21 protein-coding genes are annotated in these 17,740 nt (G+C 67.6%); 16 read left to right on the top strand and 5 right to left on the bottom strand.

What is annotated here, in order from left to right; genetic code table 11:
- Positions 1 to 5 precede the first annotated feature (5 nt).
- The 3 genes from pheA to TX76_RS06725 all read left to right on the top strand — a co-directional run bounded on the left by pheA (position 6) and on the right by TX76_RS06725 (position 1,847).
- A complete protein-coding gene (gene pheA, locus TX76_RS06735; RefSeq protein ID WP_049900733.1) occupies positions 6 to 812 on the top strand; it encodes a prephenate dehydratase in 807 nt (268 codons plus the stop codon).
- 102 nt (positions 813 to 914) lie between these two features.
- Positions 915 to 1,334, top strand: a complete 420-nt coding sequence (locus TX76_RS06730; protein WP_049900729.1) for an Hsp20/alpha crystallin family protein — start codon at positions 915 to 917, stop codon at positions 1,332 to 1,334.
- A gap of 57 nt (positions 1,335 to 1,391) precedes the next feature.
- Entirely contained in the window at positions 1,392 to 1,847 is a 456-nt protein-coding gene (locus tag TX76_RS06725; RefSeq protein WP_049900727.1) for a peroxiredoxin, read from the top strand.
- A 215-nt stretch (positions 1,848 to 2,062) separates the two neighbouring features.
- On the opposite strand, the gene leuS is transcribed toward TX76_RS06725, so the two are convergent.
- Entirely contained in the window at positions 2,063 to 4,753 is a 2,691-nt protein-coding gene (leuS, locus tag TX76_RS06720; RefSeq protein WP_049900724.1) for a leucine--tRNA ligase, read from the bottom strand.
- 126 nt (positions 4,754 to 4,879) lie between these two features.
- Here leuS and TX76_RS06715 point away from each other — a divergent pair, with 126 nt between their 5' ends.
- From TX76_RS06715 to TX76_RS06705, 3 genes are all read left to right on the top strand, one after another.
- Positions 4,880 to 5,110, top strand: coding sequence for an antitoxin VapB family protein (locus TX76_RS06715; protein WP_049900721.1), 231 nt, complete (start codon positions 4,880 to 4,882; stop codon positions 5,108 to 5,110).
- Between the two features lies 1 nt (position 5,111).
- The gene (locus TX76_RS06710; RefSeq protein WP_049900716.1) at positions 5,112 to 5,504 is read left to right on the top strand and encodes a type II toxin-antitoxin system VapC family toxin; all 393 of its coding nucleotides are present in this window, start codon (positions 5,112 to 5,114) and stop codon (positions 5,502 to 5,504) included.
- Between the two features lie 63 nt (positions 5,505 to 5,567).
- Positions 5,568 to 5,786 carry a DUF7535 family protein gene (locus TX76_RS06705; RefSeq protein WP_006076406.1) on the top strand — a complete coding sequence of 73 codons (219 nt, stop codon included), beginning with the start codon at positions 5,568 to 5,570 and terminating at the stop codon, positions 5,784 to 5,786.
- Here the strand turns inward: TX76_RS06705 and TX76_RS06700 are convergent.
- Entirely contained in the window at positions 5,776 to 6,762 is a 987-nt protein-coding gene (locus TX76_RS06700) for an ornithine cyclodeaminase family protein (RefSeq protein ID WP_049900713.1), read from the bottom strand. The two genes, TX76_RS06705 and TX76_RS06700, sit on opposite strands and share 11 nt — an antisense overlap.
- Positions 6,763 to 6,859: 97 nt before the next feature.
- Here TX76_RS06700 and TX76_RS06695 point away from each other — a divergent pair, with 97 nt between their 5' ends.
- Both TX76_RS06695 and TX76_RS18045 read left to right on the top strand, forming a co-directional pair.
- Entirely contained in the window at positions 6,860 to 7,864 is a 1,005-nt protein-coding gene (locus TX76_RS06695; RefSeq protein WP_195156016.1) for a hypothetical protein, read from the top strand.
- A gap of 36 nt (positions 7,865 to 7,900) precedes the next feature.
- Complete coding sequence (locus tag TX76_RS18045; RefSeq protein WP_195156015.1) at positions 7,901 to 9,538, top strand: hypothetical protein; 1,638 nt, start codon at positions 7,901 to 7,903, stop codon at positions 9,536 to 9,538.
- A 156-nt stretch (positions 9,539 to 9,694) separates the two neighbouring features.
- On the opposite strand, the gene thsA is transcribed toward TX76_RS18045, so the two are convergent.
- The 3 genes from thsA to TX76_RS06675 all read right to left on the bottom strand — a co-directional run bounded on the left by thsA (position 9,695) and on the right by TX76_RS06675 (position 13,270).
- Positions 9,695 to 11,380, bottom strand: coding sequence for a thermosome subunit alpha (thsA, locus tag TX76_RS06685; protein WP_049900847.1), 1,686 nt, complete (start codon positions 11,378 to 11,380; stop codon positions 9,695 to 9,697).
- A gap of 141 nt (positions 11,381 to 11,521) precedes the next feature.
- A complete protein-coding gene (locus TX76_RS06680; RefSeq protein WP_049900709.1) occupies positions 11,522 to 12,490 on the bottom strand; it encodes a DUF5787 family protein in 969 nt (322 codons plus the stop codon).
- Positions 12,491 to 12,586: 96 nt separating this feature from the next.
- The gene (locus TX76_RS06675; RefSeq protein WP_049900707.1) at positions 12,587 to 13,270 is read right to left on the bottom strand and encodes a haloacid dehalogenase type II; all 684 of its coding nucleotides are present in this window, start codon (positions 13,268 to 13,270) and stop codon (positions 12,587 to 12,589) included.
- 150 nt (positions 13,271 to 13,420) lie between these two features.
- Here TX76_RS06675 and TX76_RS06670 point away from each other — a divergent pair, with 150 nt between their 5' ends.
- From TX76_RS06670 to TX76_RS06635, 8 genes are all read left to right on the top strand, one after another.
- On the top strand, positions 13,421 to 14,650 hold the full coding sequence (locus tag TX76_RS06670) for a translation initiation factor IF-2 subunit gamma (RefSeq protein ID WP_049900705.1): 1,230 nt from the start codon (positions 13,421 to 13,423) through the stop codon (positions 14,648 to 14,650).
- A gap of 14 nt (positions 14,651 to 14,664) precedes the next feature.
- A complete protein-coding gene (locus TX76_RS06665; RefSeq protein ID WP_195156014.1) occupies positions 14,665 to 15,033 on the top strand; it encodes a twitching motility protein PilT in 369 nt (122 codons plus the stop codon).
- Positions 15,034 to 15,606: a DNA-directed RNA polymerase gene (locus tag TX76_RS06660; RefSeq protein ID WP_049900699.1), complete on the top strand. Its 573-nt coding sequence runs from the start codon at positions 15,034 to 15,036 to the stop codon at positions 15,604 to 15,606.
- A gap of 2 nt (positions 15,607 to 15,608) precedes the next feature.
- Entirely contained in the window at positions 15,609 to 15,806 is a 198-nt protein-coding gene (gene spt4 / locus TX76_RS06655; RefSeq protein WP_049900696.1) for a transcription elongation factor subunit Spt4, read from the top strand.
- 139 nt (positions 15,807 to 15,945) lie between these two features.
- Positions 15,946 to 16,440, top strand: a complete 495-nt coding sequence (locus TX76_RS06650; RefSeq protein ID WP_079890771.1) for a GTP-dependent dephospho-CoA kinase family protein — start codon at positions 15,946 to 15,948, stop codon at positions 16,438 to 16,440.
- Positions 16,441 to 16,540: 100 nt separating this feature from the next.
- Positions 16,541 to 16,903, top strand: a complete 363-nt coding sequence (locus TX76_RS06645; RefSeq protein WP_228842327.1) for a hypothetical protein — start codon at positions 16,541 to 16,543, stop codon at positions 16,901 to 16,903.
- Between the two features lie 378 nt (positions 16,904 to 17,281).
- The gene (locus TX76_RS06640) at positions 17,282 to 17,605 is read left to right on the top strand and encodes a 30S ribosomal protein S24e (protein ID WP_049900693.1); all 324 of its coding nucleotides are present in this window, start codon (positions 17,282 to 17,284) and stop codon (positions 17,603 to 17,605) included.
- Positions 17,606 to 17,740 carry a 30S ribosomal protein S27ae gene (locus TX76_RS06635; RefSeq protein WP_049900691.1) on the top strand — a complete coding sequence of 45 codons (135 nt, stop codon included), beginning with the start codon at positions 17,606 to 17,608 and terminating at the stop codon, positions 17,738 to 17,740.

Raw genomic sequence — 17,740 nt, 5'->3', positions numbered from 1 at the left:
AGCGCATGAAGGCAGTCACGCTCGGACCCGAGGGGACCTACTCCCATCGGGCGGCGCGGGCGATCGCCGACGAGGTCGAGTTCCGTGAGTCGGTCACGGGGATCGTCGCAGCGGTCGCCGACGGCGCAGCCCCGCGGGGCGTGCTCCCGGTCGAGAACAGCATCGAGGGCTCCGTGACCGAGAGCCTCGACGCGCTCACCGAGTACGAGGTGGCGGTCGTGCGCGAACTCGTCACCCCGATTCGCCACGCGCTGCTCGCGCAGGGACCCGACTTCGCCACCGTGGCGAGTCACTCCCAGGCGCTCGCGCAGTGCCGGGCGTTTCTCGACGTCGAGCATCCAGACGTCGCGCTCGAAGCGGTCGCCTCCACCGCCCGGGGCGTCGAGCGCGCCCGCGAGGACTCGACGATGGCGGCGATCGCCCACCCCGATACCGCCGGCGACGATCTCTCAGTGCTCGCCGAGGGAATCCAGGACCAGGCCTCGAACGCTACCCGGTTCGTCGCGATCGCGCCGCGCGCCGAACGCTCGGCGGCCGGCGGGAAGACTTCGCTCGTCGTCTACCCGAACGACGACTATCCCGGGCTGCTGCTCGATCTGCTCGAACCGTTCGCCGATCGCGGGATCAACCTCACTCGGGCCGAGTCGCGCCCGAGCGGCGAACGCCTCGGCGATTACGTCTTCCATATCGACGTCGCTGCCGGGCTCTACGAGGAGCGCACCCGGGAGGCGGTCGAGGCCATCGAGGCCATCGCCGCGGAGGGATGGGTCTGCCGCCTCGGCTCCTATGATACCGAACACGTCGTGGCGTGAGAGGTGCGGTGAGAATGCGGTGGGTGTGCGGTGAGCGTGCAGTGGGTGCGCACTCGGCTACCTGTCAAAGTTAAGTCTATCGCGGCCCTATACGGAAGCGCCATGTCACGACGCAACCCCTTCGAGGAGATCGAGCAGATGTTCGAACGGATGAACCAACAGCTCGGCCAGTTCAACGACATGCCGGTCCCCGGGACCCAGCAGCTCTCGGTCGACCTCGCCGACCGCGACGACGCCTTCGAGGTCACCGCCGACCTGCCGGGCTACGACCGCGAGGACATCGATCTCTCGGTGGCCGACCGCACCCTTCGGATCACCGCCGAGCGTGACGAGTCGACCGAGGCGGGCGAGGGGAACTACCTCCGTCGCGAGCGTCGCCGTCGATCGGTCAGTCGCACCCTCTCGCTGCCCGAGGACGTCGAGGAGGAGGAAGCTAGCGCCGGCTACACCAACGGCGTCCTCACCGTGACGCTCCCGAAGGCCACGGGTCACGACGACTCGCGCAGCATCGACATCGACTGAGCGGACTCCTCCGTTCCCGACCGGGGTCGATTTGAGCCGCGACGCCGAAGGCGGGCCATGACGCTCACGGCCGGCGACGCCGCACCCGACGTTTCGGCACCCAACCAGAACGGCGAGGTGGTCGCACCCGCCTTCGACGAGCCCACGGTGGTCTACTTCTACCCGCGCGACGACACGCCTGGCTGCACGGTCGAAGCCAACCAGTTCGAACAGGAACGCGAGAGCTACCGCGAGGCCGGCGTCACGGTCTACGGCGTCTCGACCGACGACGTCGACTCCCACCGCGCGTTCGCCGACCAGGAGAGCCTCGACTTCGATCTGCTCGCCGACCCCGACGGCGAGGTCGCCGACGCGTTCGGGGTCGACACGGAAAGCGGGGCGGCCGCACGGACGACGTTCGTCGTCGCCGACGGCGAGATCCAGCGGGTCTACACCGGCGTCGACCCCGACGGCCACGCCAGGACGGTGCTCGGGGACGCGCTCGATGCGGGCCTCGCGTCGCTCGACGACTGAGGCGAAGCAACTCGGGCCTATGGCCGATTTCGGTGTCGTTTCATGCGATTCTCGCAACGACGAATCACGGTACAACCGAGAACCGCAGGCCACACGCCTCCCCAGCCGATTCGCTCGCTCCCGACGGTCGCTCACTCATCCCTCGCGCGAGTCGCGCCTCCGGCGCTCCCGCGCGCCAACCGCTCCGCAGCGAATCGGTCGCCGGACCTCGGCGGCTACTCGTCCTCGTGGATCTCGATCGCGGGCCGGCCCGGTCGGGCCTTGCCGGCGAGGTCCTCGGAGGCTTCACCGGCGCGTTCGAGGACGATCTCGGCGTCGAACTCCCGGTCGAGCAGCCACGCCGCGCGGTGGAGTGCGTCGTACTCGCGCTCGGGAGCGAGCGATTCGGAGAGCGCCTGGTGGCTCGCGGCGAGGTCCTTCGCGTAGTCGGCGGCGTCCTCGCCGTGCTCGCGGAGTTCCTCGTCGGCCATCACCGTGCCCACCACGTCGTCGTCGGCCGCGATCGCGAGGTCGAGCGCACGGTGCTTCCACTCGGGCGCGACCGCGATTTCGATCGTTTCTGCACTCTGGATCCCGGCGACGTCGATGATGTCCCGGACGTCCTCGCGGGTGTTCTCGACGAGTCGTCGCTCGGCGGCGTGGTTCTCGATTTCGCCGTCGGGATCGGGCCAGGCGGCCTCGGCCACGAACCCCTCGTTGCCGAGTTGCTCCCAGGATTCCTCGGCGGCGTGGGGGACGACGGGCGCGAGCAGCCTGATCGCCGTCCGGAGGCCGCGCTCGAAGGTGTCGGCGTCGGGGGTCGTGTACTCGCGGTACTGGCCGAGCAGCGAGACCAGGCCACGCGCCTCCCGGAGCGCCTCGTTGAACCGGAACGACTCGTAGCCGTCGGTCGCCTCGGCGATCGACGCGTCGATCTCGCGGGCGAGGTATGCGTCGACCGGTCGACCGTCCGTGTCGGATGTCGACAGGTCCCCGTCGGCGAACGTCTCGACCGTGCCGAGCAGTCGCCGGATGAACTCGTTGCTCGACCGGACCCCGCGCTCGGTCCAGTCGAAGTCCTTCGCGGGGCGGGCCGCGCCCATCATGAACAGCCGGGCCGTGTCCGCACCGTACTCCTCCATGATCTCGACGGGCGAGACCACGTTGCCCTTGCTCGAGGACATCGCCGTCCCCTCCAGCTGGACCATCCCCTGGGCGAGGTAGTGATCGAACGGCTCGTCGACGTCGAGCAGCTCCATGTCCGAGACCGCACGGGTCACGAACCGCGAGTACAGCAGGTGCATGACCGCGTGCTCGATCCCGCCGACGTACTCGTCGACGGGCAGCCAGTCGTTCGCGCGCTCGGTGTCGAACGGGGCGTCCGCGCGATCCGGCGAGGTGAATCGGAGGAAGTACCACGACGAGTCCACGAACGTGTCCATCGTGTCGGTCTCGCGCTCCGCCGGCGCGCCACAGTCGGGACACTCGGTTTCGACGAACTCCTCGACCTCCTCGATCGGGTTGCCGGTGGGTGTCGGGACGAACTCCGGGAGCTCCACTGGGAGGTCCTCGTCGGGGACCACGACCGGGCCACAGTCCTCACAGTGAACCACCGGGATCGGCGTGCCCCAGTAGCGCTGCCGACTGATGAGCCAGTCGCGCAGCCGGTACTGGGTGTGGTGGGCTGCCGTTTCGAGGTCCTCGATCAGCCGTTCGCGCGCCTCGGCGCTCGTCACGCCGTCGTACTCGCCGCTGTCGACGAGCACGCCGTCGTCGGTGTACGCTGCCGCCGAAACGTCGACCTCCTCCGATTCGGGCGCGACGACCTGACGGATCTCGATGTCGTACTCCGTCGCGAACTCGTGGTCGCGCTCGTCGTGGCCGGGCACGCCCATCAGCGCGCCCGTCCCCACGTCGGCGAGCACGAAGTCGGCGACGTAGATCGGGATCTCCTCGCCCGTCGCAGGATTGATCGCGTACTCGCCGGTGAACACGCCGTTCTTCTCGTCGGTGTCGGCCTCGGGATCGAGCTCGTCGACCTGCGCCGCGAGGTCGGGGTCGTCGGCGACGATCTCCCGAGTGACTTCGTGGCCAGGCGCGAGCGCGAAGAAGGTTGCACCGTAGAGGGTGTCGAGCCGCGTGGTAAAGACCTCGACCGGCCCGTAGCCGGTGTCGAACTCGACGGTTGCGCCCGCCTGACGCCCGATCCAGTTGCGCTGCATCCCGCGGACGCTCTCGGGCCACTGCTCCAGCTCGTCGATCCCGTCGAGCAGGTCGTCGGCGTACTCGGTGATCTTCAGGAACCACTGATCGAGCGTCCTGGTCTCGACGGGGGTATCACACCGCCAGCAGACTTCGACGGCTCCGCCGTCTCCGTGGGAGTCCTCGGGAGCCCCCCCCGCATCGGTCTCGACCTGCTCGTCGGCGAGCACGGTCTCGCAGGACGGACACCAGTTGACGTCGCCGCCCTTGCGCTCGGCGAGCCCCTCCTCGTAAAAGCGCTTGAAGAGCCACTGATTCCAGCGGTAGTAGTCGGGCTCGCAGGTCGTGACCTCGCGCTCCCAGTCGTACCCGAAGCCCATCGCCTTCATCTGGCCGCGCATGGTGTCGATGCAGTCCATCGTCCACTCTCGGGGATGGATCTCGCGCTCGATCGCGGCGTTCTCGGCGGGCAGGCCGAACGCATCCCACCCCATCGGGTGGAGCACGTCCTCGCCCTGCATTCGCTTGTATCGGGCGTACGCGTCCGGAATCGTGTAGTTGCGGACGTGGCCCATGTGGAGATCGCCCGACGGGTACGGGAACATCCCGAGGACGTAGCTCGGGTCGGTGGCGTCGTCGGGGGTCCGGAAGACGTCCGACTCCTCCCAGCGGGCCTGCCACTGCTGTTCGACGTCGGCGTGGTCGTAGGTGTCCTGTTGTTGCATGAGAGCGCCGCGTTGTCCGTCGTAACCGACGCATCCATCTATAGGTTGCCATCGAACGCCTACAATCGAAACCGTTCGACTGAATCGGTCGGAACGCTCATGTGCCTCGTATACGTCTGTATACGCATGTCGAAGAGCGTCCGCCTTGACGAGGACGTGTACGAATTCGTGCGCGCGCGGAAACGCGACGACGAGACGTTCTCCGAGGTCATCGAACGCCTCGTTGGCGGCCCATCGCTGCTCGAACTCGTCGGAATCCTCACGGACGAGGAGGCGTCGGCGTTCGAGGAGGCGATCCGTGAAAGTCACGACGCGCACGACCGGGAGATCGAACGGTTTCTCGACGGAGTCGAGTGAGATGATCCTCGACACCTCCTTTCTCATCGATCTGATGAACAGCCAGCGAACCGCGGTGGAGAAAGCCGACGCGATCGAGCGGGAGGGTGTCGTCCAGCGGATTCCGGCGATGACCATCCAAGAACTCTACATCGGTGTCGGGTACACCGACACACCGGACGACGAACGGCGGAAAATCGAAGCGATTGTCGACTCCCGTCCGGTGGTCGATACCGACGCGAAGATCGCTCGCAAGGCCGGGACGATCGACGGGCGGCTCCGACGTGACGGCGAACGGATCGACGCTGGCGACGCCGCCATCGGTGCTACAGGTGTCGTGATGGACGAACCGGTACTGACCGGGAACCCGCGTCACTTCCGACACATTCCCGGCCTCGATGTCGAGACGTACTGACGCCGACCGAGGGTTCCACGAGTGGCCGCGACGTTCTTTATCACGCGACGCGTAGACGACGACATGAGCCAGGACGAATCCGACGATCCATCGCTCCCGCGGAAAGCACTACGAACGGTCACTCCCCCGTCTCAGGGCCATCGCGACACCGAGATGGACGTCATCGGGTGGTCGATCCTCGTTGGCCTCCTGATCGTCGCGCTGCCGTTGCTCCCGGTGCTCGTGATCGTCTGGGTGCTGACGAGACTCTTCGATCGAGGCGCGGATCGAGCTACTGACTGACGAACGCGAACGACTCACCGTTGTCGTTCTCGCGGGCGTGCTCGTAGACCACGTGAGCGGTCGCCACGTCCTGGATCGCGAGGCCGGTGCTGTCGAACACCGAGATGCCGTCCTCGGGGGTGCGGCCCGACGCTTCACCGACGACGATCTCGCCGACCGCGCCGTCGATGTCGCCGTCGTCGATCACGCCGTCGGCGTACGGGATGCTGATCTCGCCGGAGTGAGTGGTTTGAGCGTGGTCGTCGATCACGAGGCGGGCGTCGCGGAGGATCGCGGGATCGAGCTCCTGTTTGTCGGCGGCGTCGGCTCCCATCGCGTTGACGTGGGTGTGCTCGCCGAGATCGTCCCGTGAGACGAGGGGGGTGGTGCTCGGCGTCACGGTCGAGAGCACGTCGCAGGCGGCAGCCTCGGGGATCGAGCCGCCGCGGACGGCGAACCGGTCGTCGAAATACTCGACGAACGCCGCGACGGCCTCGTCGTCGAGGTCCGCGACGACGATCTCCTCGATCGGCCGGACGTCGGCGATCGCCTCGACCTGGGTGTACGACTGGACGCCAGCCCCGACGAGGCCGAGGCTTCGGGCGTCCTCGCGGGCGAGGTGATCGGTCGCGACCGCGGCCGCCGCGCCGGTGCGCTGCATCGTGAGCTCTGTTCCGTCCATGATCGCGAGCGGCCTCGCGGTCTCGGGATCGGAGTAGATCATCGTGCCGAGCACCGTCGGGAGATCGAAGTTCTTGGGGTTGTCGGGGTGGACGTTGACCCACTTGATGCCGGCGGCGTCCCACTCGCCCGCGTCGAGGTAGGCGGGCATCGAGCGGAAGTCGCCGTTGTATGCGGGGAGGTCGATGTATGACTTCGCGGGCATCTGGGCGTCGCCGCGCTCGTATGCCGCGAACGCGTCCTCGACCGCCCGGATGATCTCCTTCATCCGCGCGTTCGCGTCGACCGCCGCCTGATCCAACAGAAGCGTTTCCATACCGGCGATTTCTGCGCGACCGACATCAATGCTGTCACCCGTCGCCGCGCTCGACGGTCGACGCAAGATACATCGCCGAACGGGGACAACGAAGCGCATGCAGCGGGTGTTCGCCGTGACCGTCGTCGCCACACTGGTCGTCCTCGCGGGCTGTAGCGCGGTGTTCGACGGCGGTGGGAGCGACGAACCGACGCCGACGATCACGCCGATGGCGGTGCCGACCGACGAGCCGACACCGACGCCGGTCCCGCAGTTCGCGCCGGGGCTCACCGGCAGGGGGATCGAGGATCCGGGATCACTGGTGCGCGCCCACCGGTCGGTGCTCGACGACGAGTCGTTCGTCATGCGGACGAACACGACACGCTTGGCCGCGAACGGCTCGGTGCTCTCCGCCTCGACGACGGTTGTCCGCGCGGCACCTCCCGGTCGTGGCTTCCAGTATCTCGCCCGGCAGAACGGCTCCGCCTCCTCGTCGCAAGTCCCGGTCATCCGCTTCGAGGGGTGGTCGGGCGGTGAGGACGTCCTCGTCAGACAGACGTACGCGAACGGCACGACGTCGCGCTCGTCCCAGTCGAACACCGCCGAGCAGGTCCGGCGCAACATCCAGCGCGGGACCGCACCGTACTTCCTCGGGTCGTTCGGGCCCGCCAACACGACCGTCGAGCGGTTCCAGCGAAACGGGTCGACGTGGTACCGTGTCGCTGGCACCACTCGGTCCGAGCTGTTCGGCAACGTGAGCCTGCGAATGACCGTCGACAGCCGCGGTGTGATCCACGAACACCGGACGACGCGCCAGGAATCGCCCGCCGAGAACCGTTCCCGAACCGTCACCGTGACGCGGCTGTCGGCGATCGACGGGACCGTCGTGCCCGACCGGCCGTCGTGGGTCGACGAGGCGACGAACCGCACGACCGTGACGCCGGACGTGACGACCACGGAGTCGAACGCGACTGCCGCGCCGAACACGACGACCACGCCGGCCACGAACGGAACCGGGACGACCGATCCACCCGCGACCGAATCGACGCAGCGCCCGACGACGACGGTAAACCGGACTGCCGCCGAGCCACGGATCATCGCGCCGGTGCCCACCATGTCGTAGCACAACACATTTCTCCCCGCCTTACAGACAGGATCCATGACGCGTGCGCTCGTCGCCGTCGTGGTCGCCACACTGGTCGTCCTCGCGGGCTGTAGCGCGGTGTTCGGTGGTGACGGTGGCGACGGCGAGTCGACGCCGACGGTGACGCCGATGGCGGTCCCGACCGACGAGCCGACCCCGACGCCGGTGCCACAGCTCGCGCCAGGCCTCACGGGTGAAGGGATCGAGAACGCGAGCGCGCTCGTGGCCGCTCACACGTCGCGGCTCCAGAACACGTCGTTCACCAGACGATCGAACACGACGGGGCTGGCGGCAAATGGCTCGATCGTCCTTCGGGGGACGACCACGCTTCGCGCGGGGCCGTCCGGCGAGGGGGTTTACTCTATTGCCGAGCGGAACGCCACCGACGGGTATCCATCGTCTGGATCGATCCCGGTCCACACCGAAATCTGGTCGAATGACGGGCGCTTGTTACTGAACTGGACGTACGCGAACGGTACCTCAACGTACGACCGATTTCCCAATGCCGGAGAGCGATACGGTGTCACCGGGGCCGGACTCCGGTACGCCCTCGAACCGCTCGGGACTGCAAACACGTCGGTGACCGAGCTCGAACGCAACGGAACCACGCTGTACCGCGTCCGTGGACGCGCTCGGGACGCCGAGCGTGGGAACGTAAGCGTCCGACTGATCGTGGACACTAGTGGGCTCATCCGCGAGTACCGGACGAGTCTGCGAACGACGTTCGGCGAGAACGTCTCCCGGACCGTGAGCGAGGGACGGCTTTCGGGGATCGGAACGACCGACGTGCCCGAACGGCCGTCGTGGGTCGAGACGGCGCTGAACCGGACGTCACCGGTGTCGAGTCGCACGACCGCGACGGCGAACGCGTCGTCGGTGCCGCGGCTCGCGCCCGGTCTCACCGAGGCCGGCATCGTGGACGCACGCACGCTCACGGCGGCACACGTGTCGGCTCTCGAAAACCGGTCGTTCGTGCGCCGGTCGAACGACACGTCCCTCGCCCCGAACGGGTCGGTGCTCGCCCGTTCGACGAGCACGCTCCGGATGGGGCCGCGGGGTGAGGGGTTCACGCTCGTCATCGAGAAGAACGGCACCGATGGGTTCGTTCACACCGAGGAGGGGCCGATACGCGTCGAATACTGGTCGGACGGCGAGCGAGTGTTCGCGAACGAACGATACGCGAGCGGGCAGACGGTGCATCGACGCCTCCAGACGGACGCCGAGCCGTTCCGTGCGTTCCTCGTGGAGGGGGATCTCTCCCTCCTCAGCTCGTTCGGCGCGGCGAACACCACGGTAGCGGAGCAATCCGATCGAAACGGAACGAGGCTGTACCGCGTCGACGGGTCCGCAAGGAGCGACGAGTGGCGGAGCATCGACCTCGAACTGCTCGTGGACCCCCGTGGCGTCGTCCACGAGGTCGAGATGGTCCGAAACGCCTCGGTGACGAACGACGCGCCGACGGTCGTCACGAACACGCGGTACTTCGGGTTCGACGCGACCGACGTCCCCGACCGTCCGTCGTGGGTCGACGAAGCGATGAACCGAACGCCCTCACCGTCGGATCGGACGACCGCGACAGCGAACGCGACGGCGACTCCTTTCCGAGTCGGGACGACGACCGACCGAAACACGTCGATGTCGGCGGGCGCGTGACGGCTCGATGAAAAAGTCCGAACGGTTCGTCGCCGGAGTGCGACTGGGTTCGCGACCGAGCGGACGAACCCGGTGTAGCTGTGCGGTGCGGTCTTTTTCCCCAAGTTTTTGCCGAGCGAGCGGGCCTTCGGCCCGCGAGCGAGGGAAAAAGTGGGCCTACATCATGCCGCCCATGCCACCCATACCGCCCATGCCACCCATGCCGCCCATGCCACCCATGCCGCCGCCGGGGCCGCCAGCGGGCGGGCCGCCGTCGTCGTCGTCGCCGGTCTGGCCGCCCGCGAGGTCGCCTGCGGCGATCACGTCGTCGATCCGGAGGATCATGACGGCCGCCTCGGTGGCGGACTCGATCGCCTGGGTCTTGACGCGGAGGGGTTCGACGACGCCCTCGGCCTCCATGTCGACGACCTCGCCGGTGTAGGCGTCGAGGCCGGTGGTGGTCTCGCCGCCGTCGTGCTTCGAGCGGAGATCCACCAGCGAGTCGATCGGATCGAGGCCGGCGTTCTCCGCGAGCGTGCGCGGGATGACGTCGATCGCGTCCGCAAAGGCCTCGACCGCGAGCTGCTCGCGGCCACCCACGGAGTCGGCGTAGTCGCGCAGGCCGAGCGAGAGTTCGGTCTCGGGTGCGCCGCCACCGGGCAGCACCTTGCCGTCTTCGAGGGTCGTTCGGACGACGCCCAGCGAGTCGTCGATGGCGCGCTCGACCTCGTCGACGACGTGCTCGGTGCCGCCGCGGAGGATGAGCGTCACGGCTTTCGCGTCCTCGACCTCTTCGACGAAGATACGCTGATCACCGGCGATGTCGCGTTCCGCGACGCTCCCGGCGTAGCCGAGATCGTCCGCGGTGATGTCGTCGAGGTTCGAGACGACGCGACCGCCCGTCGCGCGAGCGAGCCGGCTCATGTCGCTGGATTTGGCCCGGCGCACGGCCAGAATACCGTTCTCGGCGAGGTAGTGCTGGGCCATGTCGTCGATGCCGTTCTGACAGAACACGACGTCAGCGCCGGCGTCGACGAGCTGGTCGACCATCTCCTGGAGCTGTTCCTCTTCCTGGTCGAGGAACTGCTGGAGCTGGTCGGGATCGGTGACGTTGACCTCGGCGTCGATCTCGGTCTCCTTGACTTCGAGCGCGCTGTCGAGGAGCGCGACGTCGGCGTCCTCCTTGAAGTACGGCATGTTGTCGTGGACGCGCTCCTTGTCGATGATGACGCCCTCGACGAGTTCGGACTCGTCGACCGAACCGCCGACCGCCTTCTCGACTTTCACGTTGTCGGTGTCGACGCCCTCGTCGTCGCTGACCGCGGTGACCGCGCTGACGACGAGCTCCGCGAGGAGGTCGCGGGCGCTTTCGGCACCCTTGCCCGTCATCGCGGTCGCGGCGATCTGTTCGAGCGTCTCGGTGTCGGACTCGTCGACGTCGATGGCGACGTCCTCGAGGATCGACTTGGCTTCCTCGGCGGCCTCCCGGTAGCCCTGCGCGAGCGTGGTGGCGTGGATGTCCTGATCGAGGAGCGCCTCGGCCTCTTCGAGGAGTTCACCGGCCTCGACGACCGCGGTCGTGGTGCCGTCGCCGACCTCGTCCTCCTGGGTCTCGGCGACCTCGACGATCATGTTCGCCGCGGGGTGCTCGATGTCCATCTCCGAGAGGATGGTGACGCCGTCGTTCGTGACCACGACGTCGCCCGCGTCGGAGACGAGCATCTTGTCCATCCCTTTCGGGCCGAGTGTGGTACGGACCGATTCGGCGACCGCCTGGCCCGCCGTGATGTTCATCGACTGTGCGTCCTTCCCGGACGTTCGCTGCGAGTCGTCCGAGAGTACGATGAGGGGCTGGTTACCCATCTGCTGAGCCATAGTCACCTACCGATTGAATGGAGTTCTATATAAAACCATCGGAACGGTCCGGCCCGATCGACACACGCGGGCGTTCAGCAGCGTATGATAGCGGGTGACAATCGCTGATTTATATACTGAACGCTGGAGTCAGCCGAACCGATCGAGGCCCGCCTGACGGCGGCGCTGCCCGTCGGGATCGCGCACCCACGGCGATCGGCGGTCGCGTTCGCTTTCGAGGTCCACGTCGGGTGGGTCGGCGGGATCGTGGCCCGGACAGGAGACGCCACACTCGGCCGCGGGGTGGACGAATCGGCCCTTCCAGCGGCAGAACGGGAGTCCGTTCGTGCCCGCGTACGCGCGAGGTTCGATCTTCTCGCACGACGGGAACTCGTAGGTGCGCCAGCCCTTCCCGTAGGCGCGCTCGGCGAGCCGGCGGCGGATGCGGGCCTTTTCTGCCACGGATACCACGCGCACGTCGGTCTGCGTCGCGCCGCGATCGAGGGGTTCGATTCCCGGTTCCGCGGACGAGAGCGGCGTCGGCTCGCGGACGATCTCGCGGGTTTCGGTTTCGGGATCGAACCGCCAGACCCCGATCGCCTCGGGGATGCGGTTCAGGTGTGCACCGGTGACGTGAGAGGCGGTCGCGAGGATCGCCGCGTCGAACAGCCCGAGGCTCGCGTCGGTCCGGAGCTGGTCTTCGAGATCTCCTGGGGAGCTGAGATCGGGCTTGTTCTCGATCCCGACGATCCGGCCGAACCAGTCGTCGGGGTAGCGCGCGGCCTGGCGGACGTACTCCCGACCGCCACGGCGCTCGGTCTCGAAAAACCCGATCTCGACCGCGCACTCGGTCACGCCGCGCGCGTGGTCAGAGTGACAGTCGAAGCAGTCCTTCCAGTAGCGCGCCTCGCCAGCGCCGACACGGCTCTCGATCGCGGTATCGGGGATCGTTTCGGGGGTGAGTTCGGCTCGATCGTCGAAGCCGGGACCCGGCTCGATGCAGGCGACGTCGATCACCCGGTTATGACTACTGCTCGCGCCGAGCTGGCGGCTCACGATCCCATCGAACCCGGCTTCGAGATGGGCACACAGCGCCAACTCGAACGCGAACTCGCGCACACCAGTGTTCGGACCGCGAGCAGGAAAAGCGTCGCGCCAGGCACCGAAACGTCGGGTTCGGGAACGTGTTCGGCCTTCGTGGACGTCCACTCGGTCTCAGACTCCGAGTTCGTCGGCGAGATCGTGGAACGTCTCGATCGTTAGATTCGGGTCGCCATCGAAGGGGTCCCACGGCGATCCTTTCCGGTCGACCCAGACGCCCTGCATGCCGGCGTGCATCGCGCCCTGGATGTCGAACCAGCCCGCGGAGACGTGAGCGATCTCGTCGATCGGCGTCCCGGTTCTCCCGGCGGCGTGGCGGTAGATTTCGGCATCCGGCTTAAATGTATGAATCTCGTCGGCGCTGATGGTGTCTTCGAGGAGATCGCCGATGTCGGCTCCCTCGACCATCGATTCGAGCATTTCGGGATTGCCGTTCGAGACCACGTAGCAGTCGTAGCCACCCTCTCGGAGGCGCTCGATTCCGTCGCGGACGTCGTCGAATACGTCGAGTTCGTGGTAAGTTTCGAGGATCGCCTCGCGTTCGTCCTCTGTGAGATCGACGCCGTGGGTGGCGAGGGCGTGGGAGAGCGCATCGCGGTTCATTTCGTAAAACGGCTGGTAGGCGTCGATCCCGTTGGCGACGAACGTGTATTCAAGCGAGCGCGCGCGCCAGAGCCGCGAGACGGGTTCGGGGTCGTCGACGTGGGCGGCGAGGGCAGCCTCCACCGCATCGACGTCGACGATGGTGCTGTACGAGTCGAAGGTCAGCGTCGAAATCCGGTCGGGGTCGAAGGCCATGTCCCATGGAGCGGCCGGTCGGCCTTCAACCCTCCCCGGACGTGTGCCGAGCGCGGCGGCCCGGTGAACAGCCACCGAACGGTGGAAAGCGAGTCGTCCGCGGAACAGCAGGCTTATGAACGGTTCGTGGCTAGCGGACCGTATTACTACATGACACGGAACGACCGACACCCGGAGGTGAACATCGGCCTGGTGGGCCACGTCGACCACGGCAAGACGACGCTGGTCGAGGCGCTGAGTGGCTCCTGGACCGACCAGCACTCCGAGGAGATGAAGCGCGGCATCTCGATCCGGCTCGGCTACGCCGACGCCACCTTCCGGCGGTGTCCGGGGATGGACGCCCCCGAGTGTTACACCGTCTCCGAGACCTGTCCCGACGGCTCCGAGAGCGAGCCCCTGAGAACTGTGTCGTTCGTCGACGCACCGGGCCACGAGACGCTGATGGCGACCATGCTCTCGGGCGCGTCGCTGATGGACGGCGCGGTGCTCGTGGTGAGCGCGACCGAGACCGTCCCGCAGGCCCAGACCCAGGAGCACCTGATGGCGCTCGACTCGATCGGGATCGAGAACATCGTGATCGCCCAGAACAAGATCGATCTCGTCGACGCCGACCGCGCGCGCCAGAACTACGAGGAGATCGCCTCCTTCGTCGAGGGGACCGTCGCGGAGGGCGCGCCGGTCGTTCCGATCAGCGCGGGCCAGGAAGCCAACCTCGATCTCCTGATCGAGGCGATCGAGGAGGAGATCCCCACGCCGGAGCGCGATCCCGGGGCCGACCCCCGGCTGCACGTCGCCCGGAGTTTCGACATCAACAAGCCCGGGACACGGGCCGACGAACTCCTCGGGGGCGTGCTCGGTGGGAGCCTCGTCGCGGGCGACCTCGACGTTGGCGACGAGATCGAACTCCGGCCGGGCCGCGAGGTCGAACACGGCGGCGAGGCCGAGTGGCAGCCGATCACCACCGACGTGCGCTCGCTCCAGGCCGGTGGCGAGTCCGTCGAGACGGTGACGCCTGGCGGGCTTCTCGGTGTCGGCACGGGCCTCGACCCGAGCCTCGCGAAGAGCGACGGGCTCGCGGGCCAGATCGCCGGCCCGCCGGGGACGCTGCCGCCGACCCGCGAGGGGTTCACGATGGGCGTCTCGCTGCTCGACCGCGTCGTGGGGGACGGCGGCGAGATCGAGCCGATCTCGACGGGCGAGCCGCTGATGCTCACCGTCGGCACCGCAACGACCGTCGGCTCGGTGACGAGCGCGCGTGACGACGAGTGCGAAGTGCAACTCAAGCGGCCGGTGTGTGCGGCCGACGGGACCCAGATCGCGATCAACCGCCGGGTCGGCGCGCGGTGGCGGCTGATCGGCATCGGCACGCTCAGGGGATGACTCCGAGGGTACTCATGGACGCGAACGGGCTGATGATGCCGGTCGAATCCAATGTACGAGTGTTCGAGGAGCTGGATCGCGTCCTCGGCCCCCACGACCGGCTCGTGCCGCAGGCCGTCATCGACGAACTCGACGGACTCGCGGGCGGGCGCGGTGCGGCGGGAGTCGCGGCGAGCGTCGGGGCCGATCTCGCGCGCGATCGGTGCCGGACGATCGATCACGAGGCTGCGGATGCGGACGACGCGTGCGTCGAACTCGCCGAGGATGGTGCGTGCGATCTGGTGTTGACGAACGACCGCCCGCTGCGCGACCGGATACTCGAGGTCGGCGTGCCAGTCGTCGGGCTGCGGGGGACGGATACGCTTGCGATAACGGAGCCATAAATGTACAAACGAGTCGAACTCACGGACACGATCGAGGTACCGCCACCCCTGCTCGGCGACGTCTCGCCCGACCTGGTGAAACGATTGCTCCAAGACAAGCTCGAAGGCCGGCTCGACGAGGATGTGGGAAGCGTCGTCAGCGTGATCGACGTTCAGGACATCGGCGACGGCCGCGTGCTGCCGGGCCGACGCGGCCACGAGGGCTCGGTCTACTACGAGGCGACGTTCGACGCGGTCACGTTTGACCCCCAGATGCAGGAGGTCGTCGACGGCGAGGTCGTCGAAATCGTGAACTTCGGGGCGTTCGTCGGGATCGGTCCCGTCGACGGGCTGCTCCACGTCTCCCAGATCTCCGACGAGTATCTCGCCTTCGACGAGGAGAACCAGCAGCTCGCCTCCCGCGAGTCGAACCAGACCCTCGGGGTGGGCGACGCGGTCCGGGCCCGGATCGTGACCAAGAGCATCGACGAGCGCAACCCGCGTGACTCGAAGATCGGGCTGACCGCGAAACAAGTAGGGTTGGGCAAACACGGCTGGCTCCGCGAGGAGCGCGCCCCCGCGGCGGGTGAGTGAGCGTGGCCGATAGACGCGTGTGCCGCGAGTGTCACCGCGTGCTCGATTCGCCGGACCAGCAGACCTGTCCGGCGTGCGGTTCGTCGAGCTTCACCGAGGACTGGGCGGGCTACGTGGTGATCGCTCACCCCGAGACCAGCCAGATCGCCGAGGAGATGCAGGTCACCGAGCCGGGTCGCTACGCGCTGAAGGTCCGATAGCGTGCCCGCGAACGGCGACGGCGATGAACCCCGCGACGCAGACGACGAACGCGGCGACGAGCGTGATAATCGGACGACCGGAGCGGACGACATCGTTCTCACGCTGCCCGACGAGCTACGCGCGGCGTTCAAGGACCCGATGGGGCCCGTCTACACCGATCCGGACCGGCTGCGTGGGGAGGTCGGCTCGCCGATCGTGGCGGTCGGCGACGTCGTCACCCGCCACCTCACCGACGCGGGCGCACGCCCCGATCTCGCGGTCGTCGACTGGGTGACCGAACGCGAATCGCTCCCGGCGGCCGACCGGCCCGAGATCGAGGGCTACGACGCGAGGATCGACGTGACGAACCCCGCAGCGGCGCTCACCGGCGACCTCCTCGCCGCGCTTCGGGCGGGCGTCGAACACGACGGGACCACCGTGATCGTGGTCGACGGCGAGGAGGACCTGGCGGCGGTGCCGGCGTTGGTCGCCGCGCCAGCGGGCGCAAGCGTGGTCTACGGCCAGCCAGGCGAGGGGATGGTTCACGTCACGGTCGACGACGTGGCGAGCGAGCGGGCGCGCGATCTGCTCCGCCGGATGGACGGCGAGCACGACCGGGTGTGGAGCGCGCTCGGCGTCGAGCCTGGCGGCTGAGTTCGGTTCCTTCTTCGGGTTCCGGCGGATGAGTGATCGTGACGACCCCATCCCTGTAGCAGTAGGAACAGTTATGTGGTCGACGTGCCAACATACGGTCATGAACCACACGCGTGTTGGTTCGTTCGTCCGCGACGCCGTGATTGGGACGGCGGTCATCGCCGGCCTGTACGGGCTGGCCTACGTCGAGTTCCCACTGTTTCGGATGACGGGCTACCTCGTCGTCATGGGGTTCGGGGTTCTCGAAGGCGTTCTCGGGCCCGTGCAGTCGAACTTCGAACTGGTGTTCGGGCTGTATCTCGTCGGGCTCGGGCTGGTCGGGGCGGCCGTCGTCACCGGTTTTCGAGCGGTGATGGGTGATCGCGGGCGTCCCGCGTGGCAGTTCGGCGTGGCCGGTGCGCTCGCCGTGGTCGGCGTTCTGTGGCTCCTGTTCATGCTGCTTGTCCTTTTCTGGTCTGCGTAGTTGGATCCCGCTCCGATCACCGGCACTGGTCCTTCTCGCGCTCGCGGCCCGGCTCGCCGGACTGTTTGGGAGCGAAACCACGGCTGGCGTTCGATAGGTACGTCACCGCAGCTACGACGATCACGGCACGAACGAGGGACCGCACCGCACCACGTCCCTCCCCAACCGATTCGCTCCACTCGTTTCGCTCATCCCTCGCGCGAGTCGCGTCTTCGGCGTCTGCTCGCGGGCCTCCGGACCGCTCGCACGGCCTGCGGGACCTTCGGTCCCGCACTGCTCCCGCGCGCCACCACCGATCACGAACGGGCCACTGATCGGCCGTACCACGGCTTCGAAATCCTTTTGCCCGCGACAGGAAGAGTAGCGGGCAACGAACTCATGGAAATCGAAATCACCGCCGAGGAGGAAAACCCCATGCTCCACCGGACGGACGTCCGCTTCGAACTCAGTCACGACGAGGCCACGCCCTCGCGCCTGTCAGTGCGGGACAGCCTCGCCGCGATGCTCAACAAGGACGCGGGCGAGGTCGTGATCCACGAGCTCGACACCAAGTTCGGGCTGCGCAAGACGCTCGGCTACGCGAAGGTGTACGAGACCTCCGAGGACGCGAAGGCGGTCGAGCAGGCGTACATGCTCGAACGCAACAAGATCGCGGGCGAGGACGGCGACGACGAGGCCGACGCGGAAGCGGGGGAGGCCTGAATGACGCGCTACGAGATCTACGACGAAGAGGGAGAGACCGACCGCGAGCAGTGCCCCCGGTGTGGCGACGCGTTTCTCGCGGCCCACGGCGACCGCCTCCACTGCGGTCGGTGTGACTACACCGAGTGGAACTGA

The sequence above is a fragment of the Halococcus agarilyticus genome (assembly GCF_000334895.1).
In the GTDB taxonomy this organism is placed as follows: domain Archaea; phylum Halobacteriota; class Halobacteria; order Halobacteriales; family Halococcaceae; genus Halococcus; species Halococcus agarilyticus.
The sequence above is the reverse complement of the archived record's forward strand: the minus strand, read 5'-3'. Positions and strand labels throughout refer to the sequence as shown.